General features: G+C 73.0%; 16 protein-coding genes. 3 read left to right on the top strand and 13 right to left on the bottom strand.

The genetic code is table 11. The features are described 5' to 3' along the window. Nucleotides 1-18: 18 nt before the first annotated feature. The 5 genes from JKV81_RS30715 to JKV81_RS30695 form a co-directional block, all read right to left on the bottom strand. Nucleotides 19-2,436: a polysaccharide pyruvyl transferase family protein gene (locus tag JKV81_RS30715; RefSeq protein ID WP_202078922.1), complete on the bottom strand. Its 2,418-nt coding sequence runs from the start codon at nucleotides 2,434-2,436 to the stop codon at nucleotides 19-21. Beyond that, nucleotides 2,433-3,716, bottom strand: coding sequence for a tetratricopeptide repeat protein (locus JKV81_RS30710; protein WP_202078920.1), 1,284 nt, complete (start codon nucleotides 3,714-3,716; stop codon nucleotides 2,433-2,435). The genes JKV81_RS30715 and JKV81_RS30710 overlap by 4 nt, the downstream gene beginning before the upstream one ends. Nucleotides 3,717-3,771: 55 nt before the next feature. Then, nucleotides 3,772-5,118 (bottom strand): polysialyltransferase family glycosyltransferase, encoded by a 1,347-nt coding sequence (locus JKV81_RS30705; RefSeq protein ID WP_202078918.1) that lies wholly within the window; start codon nucleotides 5,116-5,118, stop codon nucleotides 3,772-3,774. A 3-nt stretch (nucleotides 5,119-5,121) separates the two neighbouring features. Next, nucleotides 5,122-6,087 carry a glycosyltransferase family 2 protein gene (locus JKV81_RS30700; protein WP_202078917.1) on the bottom strand — a complete coding sequence of 322 codons (966 nt, stop codon included), beginning with the start codon at nucleotides 6,085-6,087 and terminating at the stop codon, nucleotides 5,122-5,124. A 121-nt stretch (nucleotides 6,088-6,208) separates the two neighbouring features. Beyond that, nucleotides 6,209-6,853 carry a TetR/AcrR family transcriptional regulator C-terminal domain-containing protein gene (locus JKV81_RS30695; protein WP_202078915.1) on the bottom strand — a complete coding sequence of 215 codons (645 nt, stop codon included), beginning with the start codon at nucleotides 6,851-6,853 and terminating at the stop codon, nucleotides 6,209-6,211. A 38-nt stretch (nucleotides 6,854-6,891) separates the two neighbouring features. Here JKV81_RS30695 and JKV81_RS30690 point away from each other — a divergent pair, with 38 nt between their 5' ends. Further along, on the top strand, nucleotides 6,892-8,316 hold the full coding sequence (locus tag JKV81_RS30690; RefSeq protein ID WP_129265151.1) for an FAD-dependent monooxygenase: 1,425 nt from the start codon (nucleotides 6,892-6,894) through the stop codon (nucleotides 8,314-8,316). An 18-nt stretch (nucleotides 8,317-8,334) separates the two neighbouring features. Then, nucleotides 8,335-8,793, top strand: a complete 459-nt coding sequence (locus tag JKV81_RS30685; protein WP_202078913.1) for a MarR family winged helix-turn-helix transcriptional regulator — start codon at nucleotides 8,335-8,337, stop codon at nucleotides 8,791-8,793. 14 nt (nucleotides 8,794-8,807) lie between these two features. Here the strand turns inward: JKV81_RS30685 and leuE are convergent, their stop codons facing one another. Then, the gene (gene leuE / locus JKV81_RS30680; RefSeq protein ID WP_129265149.1) at nucleotides 8,808-9,461 is read right to left on the bottom strand and encodes a leucine efflux protein LeuE; all 654 of its coding nucleotides are present in this window, start codon (nucleotides 9,459-9,461) and stop codon (nucleotides 8,808-8,810) included. 84 nt (nucleotides 9,462-9,545) lie between these two features. Then, nucleotides 9,546-11,135 (bottom strand): acyl-CoA mutase large subunit family protein, encoded by a 1,590-nt coding sequence (locus tag JKV81_RS30675; RefSeq protein WP_202078911.1) that lies wholly within the window; start codon nucleotides 11,133-11,135, stop codon nucleotides 9,546-9,548. A gap of 302 nt (nucleotides 11,136-11,437) precedes the next feature. Between JKV81_RS30675 and JKV81_RS30670 the strand changes: the two genes are divergently transcribed. Further along, nucleotides 11,438-12,334 carry a L,D-transpeptidase family protein gene (locus tag JKV81_RS30670; RefSeq protein WP_202078909.1) on the top strand — a complete coding sequence of 299 codons (897 nt, stop codon included), beginning with the start codon at nucleotides 11,438-11,440 and terminating at the stop codon, nucleotides 12,332-12,334. Nucleotides 12,335-12,511: 177 nt separating this feature from the next. Here JKV81_RS30670 and JKV81_RS30665 read toward each other — a convergent pair whose 3' ends face one another. The 6 genes from JKV81_RS30665 to JKV81_RS30640 form a co-directional block, all read right to left on the bottom strand. After that, the gene (locus JKV81_RS30665) at nucleotides 12,512-13,618 is read right to left on the bottom strand and encodes a hypothetical protein (protein ID WP_202078907.1); all 1,107 of its coding nucleotides are present in this window, start codon (nucleotides 13,616-13,618) and stop codon (nucleotides 12,512-12,514) included. Next, nucleotides 13,618-14,301 (bottom strand): RNA polymerase sigma factor, encoded by a 684-nt coding sequence (locus JKV81_RS30660; RefSeq protein ID WP_124274329.1) that lies wholly within the window; start codon nucleotides 14,299-14,301, stop codon nucleotides 13,618-13,620. The genes JKV81_RS30665 and JKV81_RS30660 overlap by 1 nt, the downstream gene beginning before the upstream one ends. Nucleotides 14,302-14,568: 267 nt before the next feature. Next, nucleotides 14,569-15,162: a hypothetical protein gene (locus JKV81_RS30655; RefSeq protein ID WP_129265146.1), complete on the bottom strand. Its 594-nt coding sequence runs from the start codon at nucleotides 15,160-15,162 to the stop codon at nucleotides 14,569-14,571. 125 nt (nucleotides 15,163-15,287) lie between these two features. Then, nucleotides 15,288-15,794: a hypothetical protein gene (locus JKV81_RS30650; protein ID WP_129265145.1), complete on the bottom strand. Its 507-nt coding sequence runs from the start codon at nucleotides 15,792-15,794 to the stop codon at nucleotides 15,288-15,290. 74 nt (nucleotides 15,795-15,868) lie between these two features. Continuing rightward, the gene (locus JKV81_RS30645; RefSeq protein ID WP_202078906.1) at nucleotides 15,869-16,678 is read right to left on the bottom strand and encodes a DUF4328 domain-containing protein; all 810 of its coding nucleotides are present in this window, start codon (nucleotides 16,676-16,678) and stop codon (nucleotides 15,869-15,871) included. 98 nt (nucleotides 16,679-16,776) lie between these two features. After that, nucleotides 16,777-18,363, bottom strand: coding sequence for a beta-N-acetylhexosaminidase (locus JKV81_RS30640; RefSeq protein ID WP_129265143.1), 1,587 nt, complete (start codon nucleotides 18,361-18,363; stop codon nucleotides 16,777-16,779). Nucleotides 18,364-18,573 lie beyond the last annotated feature (210 nt).

The following is an 18,573-nucleotide window of genomic DNA, read 5'->3' as shown; positions in this document are numbered from 1 at the left end:
CTCCGCTCGGGTGAACAGTCACTTCGTCCGGGTGTCGGGCAGGTGAAGGCCCCGTGCCGGCTCGGCGGTCCGGGGGCCGGGGACCTGCGGGGCGGGCGGCGCGGCAGGGGGATCGGTCAGCCCGAAGGTGTCCCGGAGTTCGGCGAGGTTGGCGCGGGTGACCGACCACAGGTGCTCCTGCCGGCCGTGCACATCGGCCACGGCCGCCCGGTGGTCGTCCAGCACGGCCGCCGCACGCTCGGCGAGCCGGGCGCCCAGGGACCGGTCGTGGACCGAGAGGCCCCAGTCGGGGCGGTCGATGTCGCTGAGGAAGTAGGCGAGTTTGGGGTGCGAGACCAGGCTGATGACCGGTGTGCCGCAGCCGAAGGGAATCATTCCCGCGTGCCCGCGCGCGCCGATGACCAGGCGCGTACGCCGGTAGAGCGCGCGGATGCGGTCGTTGGAGAAGAGGTACAGGGGCTCCACCGGGAGGGCGATGCCGTGCTCCCGGCGCAGGTCGTGGACGAACTTCTCGTCGGCCGGCATATGGGCCGCGTACCGGACCTCGGCGCGTTCGCCGATGGCGCGTACGGCGGCGGCCGTCTCGGCCAGGAAGTGGCCGTAGTCGTGGCCGAAGCGCAGCCCCGCGCGGTCGTAGGCGCAGTTGACCAGCACGGTGTCGTCCCGGTCCGCGCCGCCGCCCGGGCCGTCGTCCAGGCGGGGGTCGAGGTGGCGGGCCACGGTCGTGGGGCAGGGCTGGTAGCGCACCCGGTCCCGCAGCTCCTCGGGCAGGAGCTCCCTGACCCGGTCCACCGAACCCTGGTTGCGCAGGCCGAAGAAGGACGCCTTCGCGACCAGGGCGGTGAGGCTCGCCGCGAAGCGCTCACGGCGGTAGCGCTGGCCGTCGAAGACGTTGTAGCCGACCGCGAACACGGCGAGCGGGGCCGTGATCCGGGCCAGGACGCCGTCGGGGATGTTCCACTGCCAGCCGCTGTTGCCGTTGGGCGCGGTGTCCGGGAGGAAGAGCCCGCCACCGCCGACGACGATGCCGCGCCGGGCGTTCAGCTCCTCCAGGCCGGGCTCGTCGACCAGCCGGTGCACGTGCCGCTCGTGCCAGCGGGCGGGGCCGGTGTCGGGGCCGAAGCACATGCGTACGGCTTCGGGGAGCACCTTGTCGCCCGCGTTCTCGTGGCCGTCGGCGAACAGGGCGACATGGGCGAGCTGTTCGCCCGGGGTGCCGGTGGCGGGTGCCGCAGCGGGGCGCGTACGGGCGTACCAGGCATGGCAGTTGCCGTCGGTGGGGTCGGCGTCGAGCCCTTCGCGGGCGTACGCGTGCGCGTCCTCGGTCCGGCCCAGCAGCCAGGCGAGCCGGGCGAGCTGGCCGTAGGCGCGGGCGGCGAAGTCCGGTGACACGGTGGCCAGCTGGAGGTGGGCCTCGGCCTCCTCGTAGCGGGACAGCGCCATCAGGCTGATGCCCAGCGTCTCGTGGCAGCGCGGCAGGTCGGGCCGGTCCGCCACGGCGGCGGTCAGCAGGGCGACGGCCTCGTCGTGGCGGCCCTGCTGCCGGTGCACCTCCGCGACCCGGCGGACCAGGTCCACCGGCGCACGCCCCCCTTCGGGGAGCGGCAGGGCGCAGTGCAGGAGCAGTTCGGGGTGGAGGGTGCCCGGCAGGGCGCGGCAGGCGGCGCGGAACGCCTCGTCGTCCAGCTCGAACCGCTCGCGCGCCTCGCGCGCCGGGGTGCCGGCGGCGGCGTCATCGGCGAAGCGCAGGACGACGGTGCTCCCGGGGACGGGGGTGTCGTCGTGCGGTGGGCCGGCCGGGACGTCGTAACGGGAGCCGAGGGGTTCGAGGACGCCCGCCTCGGCCAGCGCGCGGTCCACCGCTTCCTCGCCCGCGGCCAGGGCGTCCCGTACGGCGTCCGTCACGTCCTGGTGCTGGATCACCAGCGGCCCGCCGTCCCGCACCGGCCGTACGCCGCCGGGGCCGGGCCGCACCACGGCGGCCACCCCGGTGCGCAGGGCCAGCAGCGGCTGGAGCGAGCCGAGGACGACCATGCCGGGGCCGAGTGCGATCACGGTGTCGTAGCCGGTCGTCCGGAAGATGTCGAGGCGGCTCCCGGCGGTACGGGGGACGAGGCGCGGGTGCAGCCGGCGGGCGGAGTCGAGCGCGGATTCGGGCAGCCCGGGGTGCAGGAGGAGGAAGTCCTCACAGACGGCCGGGTCCGCCAGCGCGAGGCTGCGCAGCAGGACCAGGAGACCGGGCATCCGGGCCTCGTCGGCCCAGGCGGCGAAGGCGATCCGCCGCTTGCCGGTGACGGCGCGCCGGTCGTCGGCGTCGGGTGCGGCTCCTTGGAGGGCGGTCGGCCCGGTCCGTCTGTCGTCGGCGTCGGGTGCGGCCCCCCGGAGGGCGGTCGGCCCGGTCCGTCTGTCGTCGGCGGGCTCGGCGGGGGTGTTCATCGGAGCGCGGTCCTCATCTCGGTCTCGTCCTGGTGGGTCGCACGGGCCGTGACCCACGCGTGCTCGCGCGGCGGCAGCTGCCCCGGCAGCCCGAAGCCGATGAGGTCGAGGCGGTCGGCCGCGTCCAGGAAGTCCAGGAGCCTGAGCAGGGTGAACGCGGTGCTGGTCCGCGGGCCCCAGCCGTCCTCGCCGAGCAGCGCCGGATCGTCCAGCGGGCGCCGCAGCGAGGCGTCGCCGATGTGCTCCTGGGCGCCGGCGACGAGGCGGGCGCGCAGCGAGCGGCGCCAGTGCGGCAGCGGGTCGCCGAAGACCAGCCGGGTGCCGGTCTTCCGGTGCCAGGCGGGGCCCGTCCAGGGGGTGTCGCCGCGCAGGGTGACCGCGTGCAGGTCGGTGCGCGGGGAGCCCGCCGGGAGGGTGTCACAGCGGACCACCAGGTCGTATCCGCCGATCAGCTTGCCGAGCGGGCTCCCGGGGGCGCGTTCCTCGTCGGTGACGCGGGCCGCTCCGGCGACCAGGCAGACCGAGCGGCCGGTGACGAGCCGACGCAGCCCGGTGACTCCGACCGGCTCCGCCCCGCCGAGCAGGGGGTCGGCCATCCTGTCCCGGTCCAGCAGCCGGCGGTGGGCGGCGTACAGCGTGACGAGCCGGCGTACGGCGGGGTCGGCCGTGCCGCCGGCCCCGGCGCTCCGAGCGCGGACGACCTCGGCGAAGACGGTACGGGCCTGTCCGGCCGGTGCGTCGTGCAGCGCCCGCAGCCGGGCGCCGTCCTCGCCGGGGAGCAGCCCGGCGGCCTCGTCCAGGCAGGCGCGGAGGTCCTTCAGGGTGGCCGTCCTGCGCGCGATCTCCTCGGCCGCCGCCGGGTTCTGCTGGAGCGCCAGGTGCTGTTCGTAGGCATGGACGGCCTCGGCGCGGCGGCCCAGCGCGTCCAGCGCGCCGCCGCGGAGCCGCCAGGCGCCCTTGGACCGGGGCCGCAGCCCGGTGGCCTCGACGGCGAGGTCCAGGGCGAGCCGGGTCTCCGCCTCCCCGCCGGTCTCCAGGGCCCGTTGCCCGGTGCGGAGCAGGGCGTCGAACGGGCCGTCCGTGCCGGTGGCGGTCGTGAGGTCCCCGATGGCCGAGACGAGCCGGGTCCGCCGGACGTCGTCCAGGGGACCGCTCGCCGCGAGACCCGCGAGGTAGTCGCCGCAGAGGCGCAGGGCGGCCGTGGGCGCCGGACGCGCCGTACCGCCCTGCCCGGTTCTCGCCCGCACCGCCCTGAGCAGCCCGGTGAAGGTCTGGCCCATGCTCGTTCCGCCGTTCTGTGATGTGGCCGGGCCGGGGCGCGCCCCGGTTCCGGGGTCAGAGGCCGAGACTGCTGCGGGTGCGCCGTACGGTGCGGCGCAGCCGGATCGCCGCTCCCCGGGGGCCGCCGCCGGGCAGGGTGAGCTTCTGCAGGCGGCGCCGTTTGAAGTAGTGCTGGGTGCTGCCGTCGAGGTGGTCCCGCAGCCAGTCCTCGGCCTCGGCGCGCAGGGCGGGGTGGAGTCCGGACTGCATGCAGTAGCCGACCGTACTGACCAGGGGCGCGAGGGTCTCGGGCGCCGCGGAGGGAAGGGCGGGCACGGGCCCGCCGTCCTGCGTGTCCAGGTCGGGCACGAGGTGGTCGACGATCGTCAGCGGGACGCGGTTGCTGTTCTCGTACGGGGTGATGCGGTCCAGGACGAGGCGGGTGCCGACCCGGGCGACCGGGATGCCGTAGTACACGGCGGCGGTGAACATCGCGGTCGAGAAGCAGCCGACGACCAGCGTGGGCGCGCACCGCTCGTAGAGGGTCTCGGCGAGCAGCGGGCCGTCCAGCGTGGTCAGCCGTACGCCCAGCTCGGCGGCCGCGTCGTCCAGCGCCCTGGAGTAGCGGGCCGGCGCCGTGGGGTGGGGCTTGAAGAGGACGGAGGTGTGGCCGGCCCGCGCCGCGCCGCGCAGCATCCGCAGGTGCAGGTCCTCCTCCTCCTCGGCCGTGAGGATGTTCAGCGCCGCGAGGTACTGGCCCAGGAGCACGGCCGTCGGCGCGGCGGCCTCGGCCTCCGCGAGCCTGCGGTCACCGGCCGCCGCCCCGGCGATCTCGCCGAGCACCTTGCGGAAGGCCTCGTCGGGGACGAGCTCGGGCTCGACGCCGGACTCGGCGAGGAGCAGCGGCCGCAGCCCCGGTACGAGGTCCAGGTGGAGCACCCGCTGGATGCGGCAGGCGATGGACCGCGGCACCTTGTTGCGGGTCGGGCCGTAGCTCATCAGGCCGTCCGCGTAGACGTGCACGGCGCTCTCGGAGAAGATCGCGGCCAGCGCGCGGGCCGGGTTGACCTGGATGGACTCGACGGCGAGGTCGACGGGCCCTTCGGGGTCGATGCCCCAGGCGAGCCGGAAGGCGCGCTGCCAGAGCTCGGTCTCCTCGGAGCGCGGGCCCCAGCCGCTGGGGTGGTGCGGGCTGATGGCGTCGTTCCAGTCGACGACGGAGTCGAAGCGGGCGGCGATGTCCCCGTAACCGCGCATCTCCTCCAGCCGGAGGGCGGTCTCGGGGATCGCGGCGTTGTTGGAGACCAGCAGGACACGGTGGCTGTCCTGCCCGGGTCCGAACCGGCCGGCGTCCAGCGCCGCCGCGAGCGTGGCCGCCCCGTACAGGGTCGACACCTGGAAGATCTGGGTGCGCGTGGGCATGGGTCAGGCGGCCTTCTGCTTGTCACGCAGGCGGTGGAGCAGAGTGCTGCGCCTGGTGTCCATCATCGTCAAGGTGTGGTCGAGGACCTGCTGCGGCATGCGGTGCAGCGCGGCCGCCGACTCCTGGCGCAGACGCCGGAGCGTCGCGGGTTCGTAGGCGTCCGCCTTCTCGTTGTGGAAGGCGATCATCGCGCAGTAGGTGCGGACCGCCTTGGGGAGGAAGAGCTCGGCGTCGGGGTCCTCGCGGATCTCGTCGAGCAGCGTGTCGTAGGCGGGGAAGAAGTCCAGCTGGCGGGAGTCCTTGATCTGGGTCAGGGACGTGGTGACACCGCGCCGGTAGAAGACGCCGTAGAGGTTCAGCGCCGCGCAGGTGCGGGCCCGCAGGTGCAGCTGCCAGATCCACAGCCGGTCCTCGGCGGTGCGCAGCCGGGTGGTGAAGCGGTGGCCGCCGTCCTCGAAGAGCCGCCGGTGGTAGACGCCGGCCCAGACGAACGGGTAGTCGACCATGGTCTCCCACTCGGGTGCCGCGATGCCCTCGCGCGGGTCCAGCACGGTCTCGCGGAGCCGGGCGGGCGCCCGGCGGACGACCCTGCTGGTCCCGGTGGCCTGGACGTGGTCGGTGCGGGCGAAGTCGCAGTCCAGCTCGGCGGCGGCGTGCAGCAGCCGGGCCAGATGGCCGGGGGCGTACCAGTCGTCGCCGTCGAGGAAGGTGACGAAGTCGCCCCGGGCGGCGTCGATGCCGCTGTTACGGGCCGCCGCGATGCCCACGTTCTTCTCGTGCCGGATGACCTCGGCGTGCGGGAGTCTGTCCGCCCAGCGGTCGACGACCGCCGGGGTGTCGTCCGTGGAGCAGTCGTCGACCAGCAGGAACTCGATGTCCGGGCCCGCGTTACGGGCAAGACTGCCCAGCGTCGTGTCGGCGTAGGCGCCGACATTGTGGAACGGAACGACAACGGACAGTTTCGGCACGCGGGCCCTCACCTTCGATCATGGTCCGCACACGCTAGTGACGCGGAGGGAGGGGAGGGTGTCGCCCGGCCCGACGAACGGTGAACTCTGGGCGTCGCGGGGGTGACCCGTGCCGGAGACCTCAGGTCACGCCGTACCGTGCCTCGATGCCCGCGACGACGATCCACAGGCCGTCCTCGAAGCGTTCGTCGTAGTGGGTGAAGATCTCGGCGCCGGCGGCCGCCGCGAGGGGGTAGCGCTCCAGACGCGCGGCCCGCTCCCCGATGTCGTACCCCTCCCGGCGCTCGTCCGGCATGGGCTGGACGCCCTGTTCCTCGGTGACGAAGCCCAGCGTGTACGCGTTGGCGGTGGTGCCGGCGCGGACGGCCTGCCGGAGCTCGAACCCGGCGCCGACCATCGTGCGGAGGTGGGCCTCCAGGCCGTCGGCGTGGTCGGTGCCGGTGAACCGCGCGCCGGTGTAGACCCGGGCGCCGTCGCGGTAGCGCAGCAGCGCGCGGCGCAGCACGCTCTGGTACGTGACCATCTGCTGCTGCCAGGTCTCGGGCGTCGGGCCGGGCAGGTCCTCCGACAGCATCCGGCGGTACATCACCGTGGCCATCTCGTCGAGCAGCGCCTGCTTGTCCTTGAAGTGCCAGTAGAGGGCGGGCGCCTTGACGTCCAGCTCCCTGGCGATGGCGCGCAGGGTCAGCCCGTCGAGGCCCACCTCCTTCAGCAGCTCCAGCGCGGCGTCCGCGACACGCGCCCGGTCGATCTTCGTCGTACCCACCTTGACAATTTAACAGCGTTAAGCGCACACTCCGAATCATGGAACTTAACGGCGTTAAGGAAACCTCGGTCCTGATCGTCGGCGCGGGCCCCTGCGGCCTCGCCCTGGCCTGCGACCTCGCCCGTCGCGGAGTGCCCGCGCTCGTCGTCGAGCAGGCCCCCTCGCTCTTCCCCGGCTCGCGCGGCAAGGGCATCCAGCCGCGCACCCGGGAGGTGTTCGACGACCTCGGGGTGGGCGGCGCGGTGCGGGAGCACGGCGGCCCCGCACCGGTGGGGATGACCTGGAAGGACGGCGAGCGCCAAGGCGCGTACGACCTGTTCCGGCGCGCGGCGCCCACCGAGGCCGAGCCGTACGGGGAGCCCTGGATGATGCCGCAGTGGCGCACCCAGGAGATCCTGCTCGCCCGTCTGCGCGAACTGGGCGGCGACGTCCGCTTCTCGGCGGCCCTCACGGGTCTCTCGCAGGACGCCGGCGGGGTCACCGCACGGCTCACCACCGGCGAGGTGCGCGCCTCCTACCTGGTCGCGGCGGACGGCGGGCGCTCCACGGTCCGGCGTGCGCTCGGGATCACGATGGAGGGCGAGACCGTGGACCCCTCGCCCACGCTGGTGGCCGACGTACGGATCGCGGGGACGGCCCTCGACCGGGACGACTGGCACATCTTCCTGGGCGAGGCCGGCATGCTCACGCTCTGCCCGCTGCCCGGCACCCCGGACTTCCAGCTGGTCGCCCAGTTCAAGGAGGGGGCACCCGACACCACACCGGAGGGCGTACGGGCCGTGGTCGCCGCCCGCACCCACCTGGGCGAGGACGACGTCACCGAGGTGCGCTGGTCGTCGGACTTCCGGCCGCGCGCCGCACTGGCCGGCCGGTTCCGCGACGGCCGGGTCCTCCTCGCGGGCGATGCCGCGCACATCCACTCCCCGGCCGGCGGCCAGGGGCTGAACACGAGCGTGCAGGACGCCTACAACCTGGGCTGGAAGCTCGGCCAGGTGCTGCTGCACGGCGCACCCGCCGCCCTGCTGGAGACGTACGAGCAGGAACGCCGCCCCGTAGCCGCCGAGATGCTGGGCCTCTCGACCCGCATCCACCGGGGCGAACAGGAACGCGGCACCGCGGCCCAGCAGTTGGGCCTCGGCTACCGCGAAGGCCCGCTGGCATCCGGCCGGGCCGGCCTCCTGGAGGCCGGAGACCGGGCCCCGGACGGCCCCGCGGGCGAGGCGGGCCGGCTCTTCGACGTCTTCCGGGGGCCGCACTTCACGCTGCTCGCGGTCGGTACGGACGCCCGGCTTCCCGCACACGACGGCGCCCTGCTGCGGACCTTCCGCACGGAGGCGGGCGGGGCGTACGGCAAGGGCCTGTTCCTGGTCCGGCCCGACGGCTACATCGGCTGGGCGGGCGAGGACACCACGGGGCTCGCGGAGTACGCACGACCCCTGGGCCTTGACCTCGACTTCGCTTGAGGTTTTACGGTCCAGGGCATGGACTACTCACATGACGACGCGGGACTGGCACGGCAGCCCATCGGCTACTGGAGCTGGGCGGCCTCCGACGCGACCGTGACCCACATCAGGGCCGCACTGGCCGAACACAACCTGACCCAGCCCCCCTGGTGGGTCCTCAACCAGCTCACCGAGGCGGACGAACAGGGCCGCCCGCGCGCCGAGGTGGTCGCGATGCTCCGCGGCTACCTGAACGTCGGCGACTCCCTGGAGCCCGAGATCGACGGCCTCATCGCCCGGGGCCTGGTCACCGAGGACCCCACCACCCGCCTGCGGATGACCCCCGAGGGACACGCGCTGCGCGCCGAGGCGGCGGAGCGGGTAGGCAGGGCGATCGCCGACATCCACACCGGAATCCCCGACGAGGAGTACGTCGCCGCGCTCAAGGTCCTCCAGCGCATGATCCACAACGTCGGCGGCACGGCCTGGCACCACTAGGGGAGCCGGGCTCCTCAGCTGAGCGACAGCTTCGCCGCGAACCCGAGGAACAGCACACCCGCCGCCGAAGTGGCCCCCGCCGAGAGCCGCTTGCGGCGGCGGAAGGCGGTGGCCAGGCGGGTGCCGCCGAATATGAGCGTCGAGAGGTAGAGGAAGCTGCCGATCTGGAGCAGCGTGCCCAGCAGCAGGAAGGAGAGCGCCGGGTAGGCGTACCCGGGGTCGACGAACTGCACGAAGAAGGAGATCAGGAACAGGATCGCCTTCGGGTTGAACAGGCTGACCACGAGCGCCCGCCGGTAGGGGTGTTCCGTCGCCGCCCCGGACGTCCCGCTCTCCTCCGACAGCTCGGCCACCCGCCGGTGCCGCTCACGCCACATCGACACGGCCGCCCGCATCATCCCGATCGCCAGCCAGGTCAGATAGCCCGCGCCCGCGTACTTGACGACGGCGAACAGCAGCGGCGTCGTCTGCAGCAGGGACGCGGCGCCCAGCGCCGACAGCGTCATCAGGACCGTGTCCCCGGTCCACACCCCGGCAGCGGCCACATAACCGGTGCGCACCCCGCGCCGGGCGGCGACGGAGAGCACGTACAGCGAGTTCGGACCGGGCAGCAGAATGATCAGCACCAGGCCGGCGAGATAGGTCGGGAGATCGGTGACACCTAGCATGAACGGAGTGTCGCACGCGGGTACGACACTCCGTCCAGGTGGTTCACATCGCGGAAGCCAGGACGCGGCGGCGGGACCTGCCGCTCAGAATGCGTCCGTCGGGACGTACGCGCCCCAGACCTCCCGCAGCGCGTCGCAGACCTCGCCCACCGTCGCCCGGGCCCGCAGCGCGTCCTTCATCGGGTAGAGCACGTTGGCCGTGCCCGCGTCGCTCTCCGCCGCCTTCTTCAGCTCCGCGAGCGCGGCGTCCACCGCCCCCTGGTCGCGTTCGGCGCGGAGCTTCGCCAGGCGGGCGGCCTGCTGCGCCTCGATCGCCGGGTCGACGCGGAGGGGCTCGTACGGCTCCTCCTCGTCCAGGCGGAAGCGGTTGACGCCGACGACGACCCGCTCACCGCTGTCCGTCTCCTGCGCGACGCGGTACGCGCTGCGCTCGATCTCGCCCTTCTGGAAGCCGCGTTCGATGGCCTCGACCGCACCGCCCATGTCCTCGACCTTGCGCATCAGCTCCAGGGCGGCCGCCTCGACGTCGTCGGTCATCTTCTCCACGACGTAACTGCCCGCGAAGGGGTCGACGGTGGCCGTCACGTCCGTCTCGTACGCCAGGACCTGCTGGGTGCGCAGTGCGAGGCGGGCCGACTTGTCCGTCGGCAGGGCGATGGCCTCGTCGAAGGAGTTGGTGTGCAGCGACTGCGTGCCGCCCAGGACCGCGCCCAGGCCCTGCACGGCCACCCGGACCAGGTTGACCTCGGGCTGCTGGGCGGTCAGCTGGACCCCGGCGGTCTGGGTGTGGAAGCGCAGCATCAGGGACTTGGGGTTCTTCGCCCCGAACTCCTCCCGCATCACCTTCGCCCAGATCCGGCGCGCGGCACGGAACTTGGCGACCTCCTCCAGGATCGTCGTACGGGCGACGAAGAAGAAGGAGAGCCGGGGCGCGAAGTCGTCCACGTCCATGCCGGCCGCGATGGCGGTACGGACGTACTCGATGCCGTCCGCGAGGGTGAACGCGATCTCCTGCGCGGGCGAGGCGCCGGCCTCCGCCATGTGGTAGCCGGAGATCGAGATGGTGTTCCACTTCGGGATCTCGGCCTTGCAGTACTTGAAGATGTCGGCGATCAGCCGGAGCGAGGGCTTGGGCGGGAAGATGTACGTGCCCCGGGCGATGTACTCCTTGAGCACGTCGTTCTGGATGGTGCCGGTCAGCCGGTCCGCCGGGACGCCCTGCTCCTCCGCGACCAGTTGGTAGAGGAGCAGGAGGAGCGCGGCGGGGGCGTTGATCGTCATCGAGGTGGAGACCTCGCCCAGCGGGATCCCGCCGAAGAGGACGCGCATGTCGTCGATCGAGTCGATCGCCACACCGACCTTGCCGACCTCACCGGAGGCGATGGGGGCGTCCGAGTCGTGGCCCATCTGGGTGGGCAGGTCGAAGGCGACGGAGAGACCGGCCGTGCCGTTGGCGATCAGCTGCTTGTAGCGGGCGTTGGACTCGGTGGCGGTGCCGAATCCCGCGTACTGCCGCATCGTCCAGGGCCGGCCCGTGTACATCGTCGGGTAGACACCGCGTGTGAAGGGATAGGCGCCCGGGTCGCCCAGCTTCTCCTCGGGCCGCCAGCCGTCGAGTGCCTCCGGCCCGTAGACCGGCTCGATGGGCAGTCCCGACTCGGACTCACGCGTCATCTGCTGTGCCTCCCGTTCAGCTACTTCATTCAAGCTACTTATCGGTAACAAGCGTCGCGACGGACTTTAGCGGCGAGCGCCACGGCCTGCGGGGGCCCTGCGCTGGGACCTTGCTCACAGCGCGCGTCCGGGCGCCCGGACACGTGTCTCCCATCATGCGCACGATTCGGCAACCGGGCAGGACGGGAATCCGTCCCATGAGATATCCGTACCGCGGGACGGGCCATGTGACAGGTCGTACGACGGGTCATGTGACGGGTCACGCGCGACCGGGCGGCGACGGGCGAGCCAGGGGGCCGATGATGGGACGCACACGGACGGGCAGACACGCGCGGGGCGTGCGCACGGCGGCAGCGGCAGCCGTCGGCGCACTCGCGCTGGCCATGCTGACGGCGGGCTGCAGGATCGAGGACGCGGGCGCCGCGGGGAGCACCGCTCCCCCGGCCGTGGCGACCGCCCGCCCCGCGGCGTCGGCCTCCGCCGACGACGGCAAACCGGGCGGCGGCACCCCGAGCCCCTCGGCCACCCCCTCACGGACCCCGAGCGCGAGCCCCTCCCCGGCGCCCCGCACCCTGATGTCCGTCGGCGACCGGAGCGGGAGGGTACGGGAGCTCCAGGCCCGGCTGCGCCAGATCGGCCACTTCGACCGCAGCCCCACCGGGTACTACGGCACCGCGACCGTCGCCTCCGTGCAGTCCTTCCAGGGCAAGCGGGGCCTGTCCCGCACCGGCAGGACCGACACCGTGACCTGGGAGCGGCTGCTCGCGATGACCAGGAAGCCGACGGCGAAGGAGCTCGATCCGCCGGCGCCCGCACCGGCGGTGGCGAAGCCCGACGCCCGCTGCCTCACGGGCCGGGTGCTCTGCATCAGCAAGAACAGCCGCACGCTGTCCTGGATGATCGACGGCAGGGTCGTCTCGTCGATGGACGTGCGGTTCGGCTCGCAGTACACCCCGACCCGCGAGGGCACCTTCGAGGTGTACTGGAAGTCCCGCCACCACGTGTCGACGCTCTACGACTCCCCGATGCCCTACGCGATGTTCTTCAGCGGCGGCCAGGCCGTGCACTACTCGTCCGACTTCGCGGCCCGCGGTTACAGCGGGGCCTCGCACGGCTGTGTGAACGTGCGGGACGAGGGGAAGATCGCGTCGCTCTTCGACCAGGTGCGGAACGGCGACAAGGTCGTCATTTACTGGTAGAGCGTTCAACCGAAAAAGGGGCGCGGGCGGGACCGGGGGAACGTGTCCCGCCCGCGCCGGATGCGCTGAGCCGAAGGTACGGGGGGAACCCCGGCTCGTTGCGCGGCCGATGACCAGTCGGCACTCACTACTGCGCCGGACGGTCGAAGAACGTTACAGCTGCCGCGTTCGCGCAGGTCAGCGCGTTACAGACGAGAGGCCGGAGGAGAGCCCGGACAACGATCCCGCCGAGGCGCCGGCCGTCGGCGACGGGGCACCGCCGTCCCGCGGGGCATCGTCCCGCGAGCCGGCGTCCCGCGTGCTCTCCGCGGACGGGTCACGGAAGACGATCGAGGGCAGGGAGCCCCCGCCACTCCCGCCGTCGGTCCCCTTGCCGTCGCCGTCGCCCTGGCCGTCCCCGTCGTCGCGGCCGTCACCGTCGTCCGCGCCCAGGAGGCGGTCGCAGAAGCGGTCCAGGTTGCGTTCCCCGTCGGCCAGTTCGAGGAGCCGTGCCTTCTCCTCCCGGCTCAGGGTGTCCTCGCGGTAGCCGCGGCACGCCTTGATCGACTTCTTGAGCACCTCGGCCCGGGACGACGACCCTCCGGGCACCTCGCGGCCGTCCGTGTCGTCCTGGGTGGAGCCGGTGCCGCTGTCCGGGCCGGTGTCCTCGCGGTCCGTCGCCCCTCCGCCGTCCTGCCCGGTCGGCCCCACGCCCCCGGCCGTCCCGCCCTCCGGGGTCTCCGTGGCCGACGGGGAGCTGGACGCGCCCGGCGAGGTGGAGGGCAGCGGCGAGGGGGGCTCACCGGCGTCGGGCAGTTCGGCGCCCAGTTCCTCGGGGGTCGCCGCCGCCGAGACGGACGCCGCAGGGGCCGGGGATCCGCCACCGCCGAACGGCGCCGGAAGCATGCCCGTACCGGCGACCGCCACCCCGCCGAGCGCGCACCCGGCGAGCGAGACGGCGAGGCCGTAGCGCAGCGGGCGGGTCCAGCGCGGGCGCCGCAGCGGTGCCGTGCGCGCCGCCCCGATCCGTACGGTGTGCAAGGCGTCCTGCTGCCTGGCGGCCCCGGCGGGGCCTGCCGCTCCGGCCCGCTTCCCGCCCCGGGACGCCTCACGGAAGGCGGCCAGCACGGCGGCCTCACCCGGAAGTTCGTCGCCGGAGGGACGCGGGACCCGCACCGCGCCCAGCGCGGCCTCCAGCCGGCGGGCCTCGGCCCTGGCGTGATCGTCGACGGCCTCGACGGGCTCGCCGCGGAGCAACATCTCCGCCGCGTCCGCGTCGAGCCACTCGTGCTGCTCGTCGGCCATCACATGTCCTTCTGCGTCCACGGACGCGAATGCGTCACACCGGCGGGCGCCACCGCGCCCTGACGGCCGGGGCGTTGTGCGGGCACGGCACCGAGCTCCGCGCCCGCCGCCGGAATCTCGTCCTCCGGGCCGGGATCGGCGCCGACCAGCTCAGCCAGCCGCTTCAGTCCGCGGTGCGCGGCGGTGCGCACCGCCCCCGGGCGCTTGCCCAGGGTCCGGGCCGCGCTCTTCGCGTCGAGACCGATCACCACGCGGAGCACGACCGCCTCGGCCTGGTCCTGGGGCAGCTGGGCGATGAGGGACATGGTGCGCCCGGTGGCCAGCGACTCCAGCGCCTCGCCGGCCGTGTCGGACTCGGCGGCCTCACCGGCCAGTTCGCTCTCGTCGCCGCCGATCGCGGGACGCCTGCCCCGCATCCGTATGTGATCGAGCGAGCGGTTGCGCGCTATCCGGGCCGCCCAGCCGCGGAACCGGTCGGCGTCCCCGCTGAACCGGTCGAGGTCACGCGCTATCTGCAGCCAGGACTCCGACGCCACGTCCTCGGCGTCCGGTTCACCGACCAGTGTCCGTATGTAGCCCAGCAGCCGCGGGTGCACGGCGCGGTACACAGTCCGGAAGGCGTCCTCGTCCCCGTCCTGTGCCGCGAGCACCGCGGCGGTCAGCTCCGCGTCGTCCCCCAGCACTCCCTCAACCCGCCCTGCTGATCTGAATCGTAGCTGGTCACCACTACTGCGCCACGCTGCGCGACTCAGCACGCTACGTGGTCGGACGGTGCCCCGTCCATGACTTGTACAACCCGCAACTGTCTCCTGACACAGTGCGGTGTGACAGAAAACGCACCGTTGACGCTGAGATGAGTACGGGGTCGCTCTGCGGCCCTGTGGAAGACGGCCGGGGCCTCTCCTGTGGGGGGTGGCGGCCCCGGTCGTCGTCCCCTCCCCCTCCTGACGTCATGTCAGGGTCACGCCGCCCGTTCTGCCACGGCCGCGGGCACGGCGGGACATCACCGCGCGCAGCACCCGCCGTCCCTCCGTCGACAGGTCCAGGGCACGTCGCAGACCGGTCGGGCCGCCCGCCCCTCCCGCGGTCTCGGCGAGGCCCTCCAGGATCTCGGCCTGGCGGCGGAGTTCGCCCGTGACGAGCGGACCGCCGCCCGCGGCCGCACCGGCCCGCCGGATCTCCGACGTCGGCGCCCCGTCACCGACGGGGACGTCCGACTCCCGGTGGATGTCCAGCGCGAGGAGCGAGCAGGCGTCCGCCCACGCGCGCAGCGGCCCGGCGGCGAAGTCCCTGGGCGCGGCGTCGAGCTGCGCACGGATGCGGGCCGCCGTGGCGTCCCTCGCGGCGGCAGCCTCCAGCGCCGTGTGCACGGCGCCGAGCCGGGCGGCCCAGTCCGCGCCGCTCTCGCAGCACGCCCAGAGCGGGCGCAGCGGCTCCGGGTCCTCCCCGGCTTCCGGAGGCGGAAGACAGCGGTCCAGACAGGCGACCCCGCTCGCCGCCAGACCACGCTCGTCGGCACGAGCGATCAGCTCCAGCAGACTCATCGACGCCTCCCCGATCGGTTCATCGGTCCCTCGCTCGTCGGGGAGCGCTGCGCTTCCCGTTACCGCGTACAGCGTCAGATGGCTGAAAAGCGTCACTCTTGCGACACAGGAGATCACAGCGGGACTCAGTCGGACAGGCTCTCGATGCCCAGACGGTCCAGGAAAGCGAAGAAAAGTTCCTCCGCGGACCACTCGGGCCGCTCGATCCGCAGCAGTTCGAGCAGGGGCCCTTCGAGGACTCCACGGCCGGATTCGGCCGCCCATCCGACGGCACGGGCGGCGGCGTCCTCGGGTGGCAGGAAGAGGTCCTCGACCGTCGCCCCGTCCCGGCCGAGGAGCGCGGCCATCGGCGCCCGGCCGAGGCAGGCGTACCAGGAACCGCTGTACGGCGCCGCCGCCTCGACCGCCACACACGCGCCGTCCATGACGAACCCGAGGAGCACCGGGGCCCGCGCGGCGTCGGCGAGCGCGGTCATGCTGCCGAGCGAGGGCTCGGTGGGGTGGGACCAGACCTGCCAGCCGTCCGCGCGGTACTCCCGCAGGGTCAGCAGGCCGCGCGCCTCCCGTAGGGCGGGATGGCCGATGAGCGGCTCACCGCTGCGGCCCACCAGATAGCAGCCCCAGAAACCCACGCCCTGCTCCCCCCGCGGTCCGGGCCTCCATTCTTCCCGCCCGGGACCACGGGGAAGCGCGAAAACGGGTCAACTCATACGGAAGCCGGGCCGGCCGGCGAGACGGAGGAGAGCGGTGCCGGGCCGAGGCTCGCGCGCTCGCCCTGCATCCGCGTCAGCTTGCGTACGAAGACGATCGCCAGGGCCGCCGCGACGATGTCGAGGGCGTCGGCGGCCATGACCAGGGTCACCGCCTCCCGGCCGGGGGCGAGCTCCTCCTGTTCGTACGCGTAGTACTTGGAAGCCACCCAGGTGAAGAGCGTCGACACGACCCACACCCCCCACCAGAGGTCGAGCGGCACCTTGGACACCGTGCGCCGGCCGTCGTCGGTGCCGGGCCGTGCGCTGGCCGTCCAGACACCGATGGCGATCCGGTGCGGCAGCCAGAAGTTGGCGACGGGGATGAACCAGGCGCCGATCGCCCAGCCCGGCCGCATGGGCTGGAGACCCGCGTCGAACACCTCGGCGTTGAGCCGCACCCGGTGGAACCAGATGATGAAGAGGACGACGGTCGCCAGCATCGCGGCGGTCTGCAGACCGCCGGCCACCCCGTAGAAGGCCTCGGCACGGTTCGCCGTGGCCAGGTCGTAGAACGACCCGCCGTCCGGACCGGGGTACACCCGCCGGAGGTTCGCCCCCGCCGCGAGGGCGATCACATCGGTCGCGACGACGGCGCAGAGCAGGGCGACCGTGGCCCTGCCGAGCCCGACGGGCGAGCGCAGACCGCTGAAGGAGCGGCCGGGCACCATCGGCCCGTACGGCGGCGCGGGGCTGACCGGCGCGCAGACGGCGCACTGTCCGTCGGCCGATGCCGCCGGTCTCGTGCCGCAGGTGGTGCAGAGCATGGAAGGACCCCCCAGGAATCAGTTCTCTCGAACGCATGAGCCGCGCGCCCCTCCCCAGGGCGCGCGGCACGGAGAACCGGGAGCCTACGCGGTGCGGATCAGCTGGTCTCGTCGGCGAGCTTCTGGAACTGCGCCCAGGTCAGCTTCGGCTCCCGTGGGTCCCACACCTTCTGGGAGAGCGCGTTGAGCGGCATCCGGATCCCCTCCGCCACCTGCGCCTGCGTCTGCGCGTTCGGGAAGTCGCCCCAGACCGCGAACCGGGCGCCCAGGATCTGCTTCGAATAGCGCTCCGCCACCGGCTCGGTGCCCCGCAGGACCAGGGGGGTCCACTGCTCGTAGATCCGCTCACCCGTCGGGTACGTGAAGTCGTTGGGCTCGCCGAGCACGTAGTAGAGGAACTCGTCGTTGAGGTTGATCACCTTGCGGCCCTCGGCGAGGTAGTCCTGGGGCGGCCGGGCACCGATCTCCTTGCCCGTCCAGTACTCCACCTCGATGCCCTTGTCACCGGCGACCGTCCCGCCGGTGAAGAAGCCGTCGTTCCACGCCTTGGGGATCTTCTTCGCCTTGGTGATGACGGCGGCGCGGTCGTTCAGCCAGCCCTCCGTGAGGTCCTGGACGGTGGCGTCGGCGCCGTACTTCTTACGGGCGGCCTCGGCCAGCTGGGGGTAGGAGGCCGCCGGGTCGCTCACGGTGAGCGCCTGGTACTCGTCCGCGCCGACGTGGAACCAGTTGCCGGGGAAGAGCTCCGCGTACTCCGTGAGCAGGTCGTCGACGATCTTCGCCGACTCCGCCTTCGAGATGTCGATGGCGCCCTGCCGCGCGACGCCCTGCGTGTTGCGCAGCTGCAGGTCGGGGTGGGCCTTGAGGACCGCGCCCAGGTGTCCGGGCGAGTCGATCTCGGCGACGATCGTGATGTGGAGGCTCTGCGCCAGCTTCACGATCCGGCGGACCTCGGCCTTGGTGAGGTGCTCCTCGGACACCACCTCGGGGTGGGTGTCGGACTCGATCCTGAAGGCCTGGTCGTCGGAGAAGTGGAGGCCGAGCTGGTTGAGCTTGAGGTCGGCCATCTGGCGCAGCCGGTCCTCGATCCAGTCCGCGGTGTAGTGCTTGCGCGCGATGTCGAGGTTGAGCCCGCGCTGCGGCCGGTCGGGGGTGTCGCGTACGACGCCCTCGGGCACGGTGTCGTCGGCGTTCAGCGACTGCTTGAGCGTGCGGGTCCCGTAGAAGACGCCGGCCTGGCCGGGGCCGCTGATGGTGACCCGGTTGTCCGCGGTCTTCAGGGTGTACGACTCCGGGTCGCCCTTGCCGGAGGCCGCGAGCGCCAGCTCGACGTCACCGGACCGGGCGGACTTCTCGCCCCGGTAGCCGATCTTCAGCTCCTTGGCGAGCAGCTTCGCCTCGTCGGCGAGCTCGGGGTCGGCCGCGACGACCGTGCTGTCCTTGGCGGGCTTCCAGCCGGGCCCGCGCGCGGCGGTGTGCTCCCGTACCGCCGGTATGGTCCGCGGCGCCGAGGAGAGCGGATAGCTCCGGGTGGGTGACGGCGAGGCCGACGTACGGGACGAGGCCGACGCGCCGTTCCCCGCACCGGGGCCGGAGCCCTCGGGCCAGACGACGACGGTGAGGGTCACTGCGGCGGCCACCGCGACAGCGGCGCCGGCCACCAGGGGTGCGCGTGAGGGCGACATCGGTCAGAAACCTCCGGATCGGGGGGAGAAACAGATTAAAGAAGGTCAAAGAAGATGAGAAAGGTGGGCATTTCCCCCACCGATTCGTCCATCAAGCGTTCCGAAACTCTCCCGTCCGGGTGAATTTCGCGCATCCTTCGGTTGCGCGTCGCCCGGCGTCGTTAGCGTGACAGCACATACGAAACAGTCCTCACTCCCACTCCGCGCAAC

This window comes from Streptomyces silvae, from assembly GCF_016745505.1.
GTDB lineage: Bacteria > Actinomycetota > Actinomycetes > Streptomycetales > Streptomycetaceae > Streptomyces > Streptomyces silvae.
The sequence above is the reverse complement of the archived record's forward strand: the minus strand, read 5'-3'. Positions and strand labels throughout refer to the sequence as shown.

Coding starts and splice junctions, on each gene's coding strand:
- leuE (WP_129265149.1), bottom strand. CDS start 9,461: ATGCTAGGTGTCACCGATCTCCCGACCTATCTCGCCGGCCTGGTGCTG.
- JKV81_RS30705 (WP_202078918.1), bottom strand. CDS start 5,118: ATGCCCACGCGCACCCAGATCTTCCAGGTGTCGACCCTGTACGGGGCG.
- JKV81_RS30665 (WP_202078907.1), bottom strand. CDS start 13,618: ATGGCCGACGAGCAGCACGAGTGGCTCGACGCGGACGCGGCGGAGATG.
- JKV81_RS30655 (WP_129265146.1), bottom strand. CDS start 15,162: ATGAGTCTGCTGGAGCTGATCGCTCGTGCCGACGAGCGTGGTCTGGCG.
- JKV81_RS30645 (WP_202078906.1), bottom strand. CDS start 16,678: ATGCTCTGCACCACCTGCGGCACGAGACCGGCGGCATCGGCCGACGGA.
- JKV81_RS30685 (WP_202078913.1), top strand. CDS start 8,335: ATGGACTACTCACATGACGACGCGGGACTGGCACGGCAGCCCATCGGC.
- JKV81_RS30715 (WP_202078922.1), bottom strand. CDS start 2,436: ATGAACACCCCCGCCGAGCCCGCCGACGACAGACGGACCGGGCCGACC.
- JKV81_RS30675 (WP_202078911.1), bottom strand. CDS start 11,135: ATGACGCGTGAGTCCGAGTCGGGACTGCCCATCGAGCCGGTCTACGGG.
- JKV81_RS30710 (WP_202078920.1), bottom strand. CDS start 3,716: ATGGGCCAGACCTTCACCGGGCTGCTCAGGGCGGTGCGGGCGAGAACC.
- JKV81_RS30670 (WP_202078909.1), top strand. CDS start 11,438: ATGGGACGCACACGGACGGGCAGACACGCGCGGGGCGTGCGCACGGCG.
- JKV81_RS30640 (WP_129265143.1), bottom strand. CDS start 18,363: ATGTCGCCCTCACGCGCACCCCTGGTGGCCGGCGCCGCTGTCGCGGTG.
- JKV81_RS30690 (WP_129265151.1), top strand. CDS start 6,892: ATGGAACTTAACGGCGTTAAGGAAACCTCGGTCCTGATCGTCGGCGCG.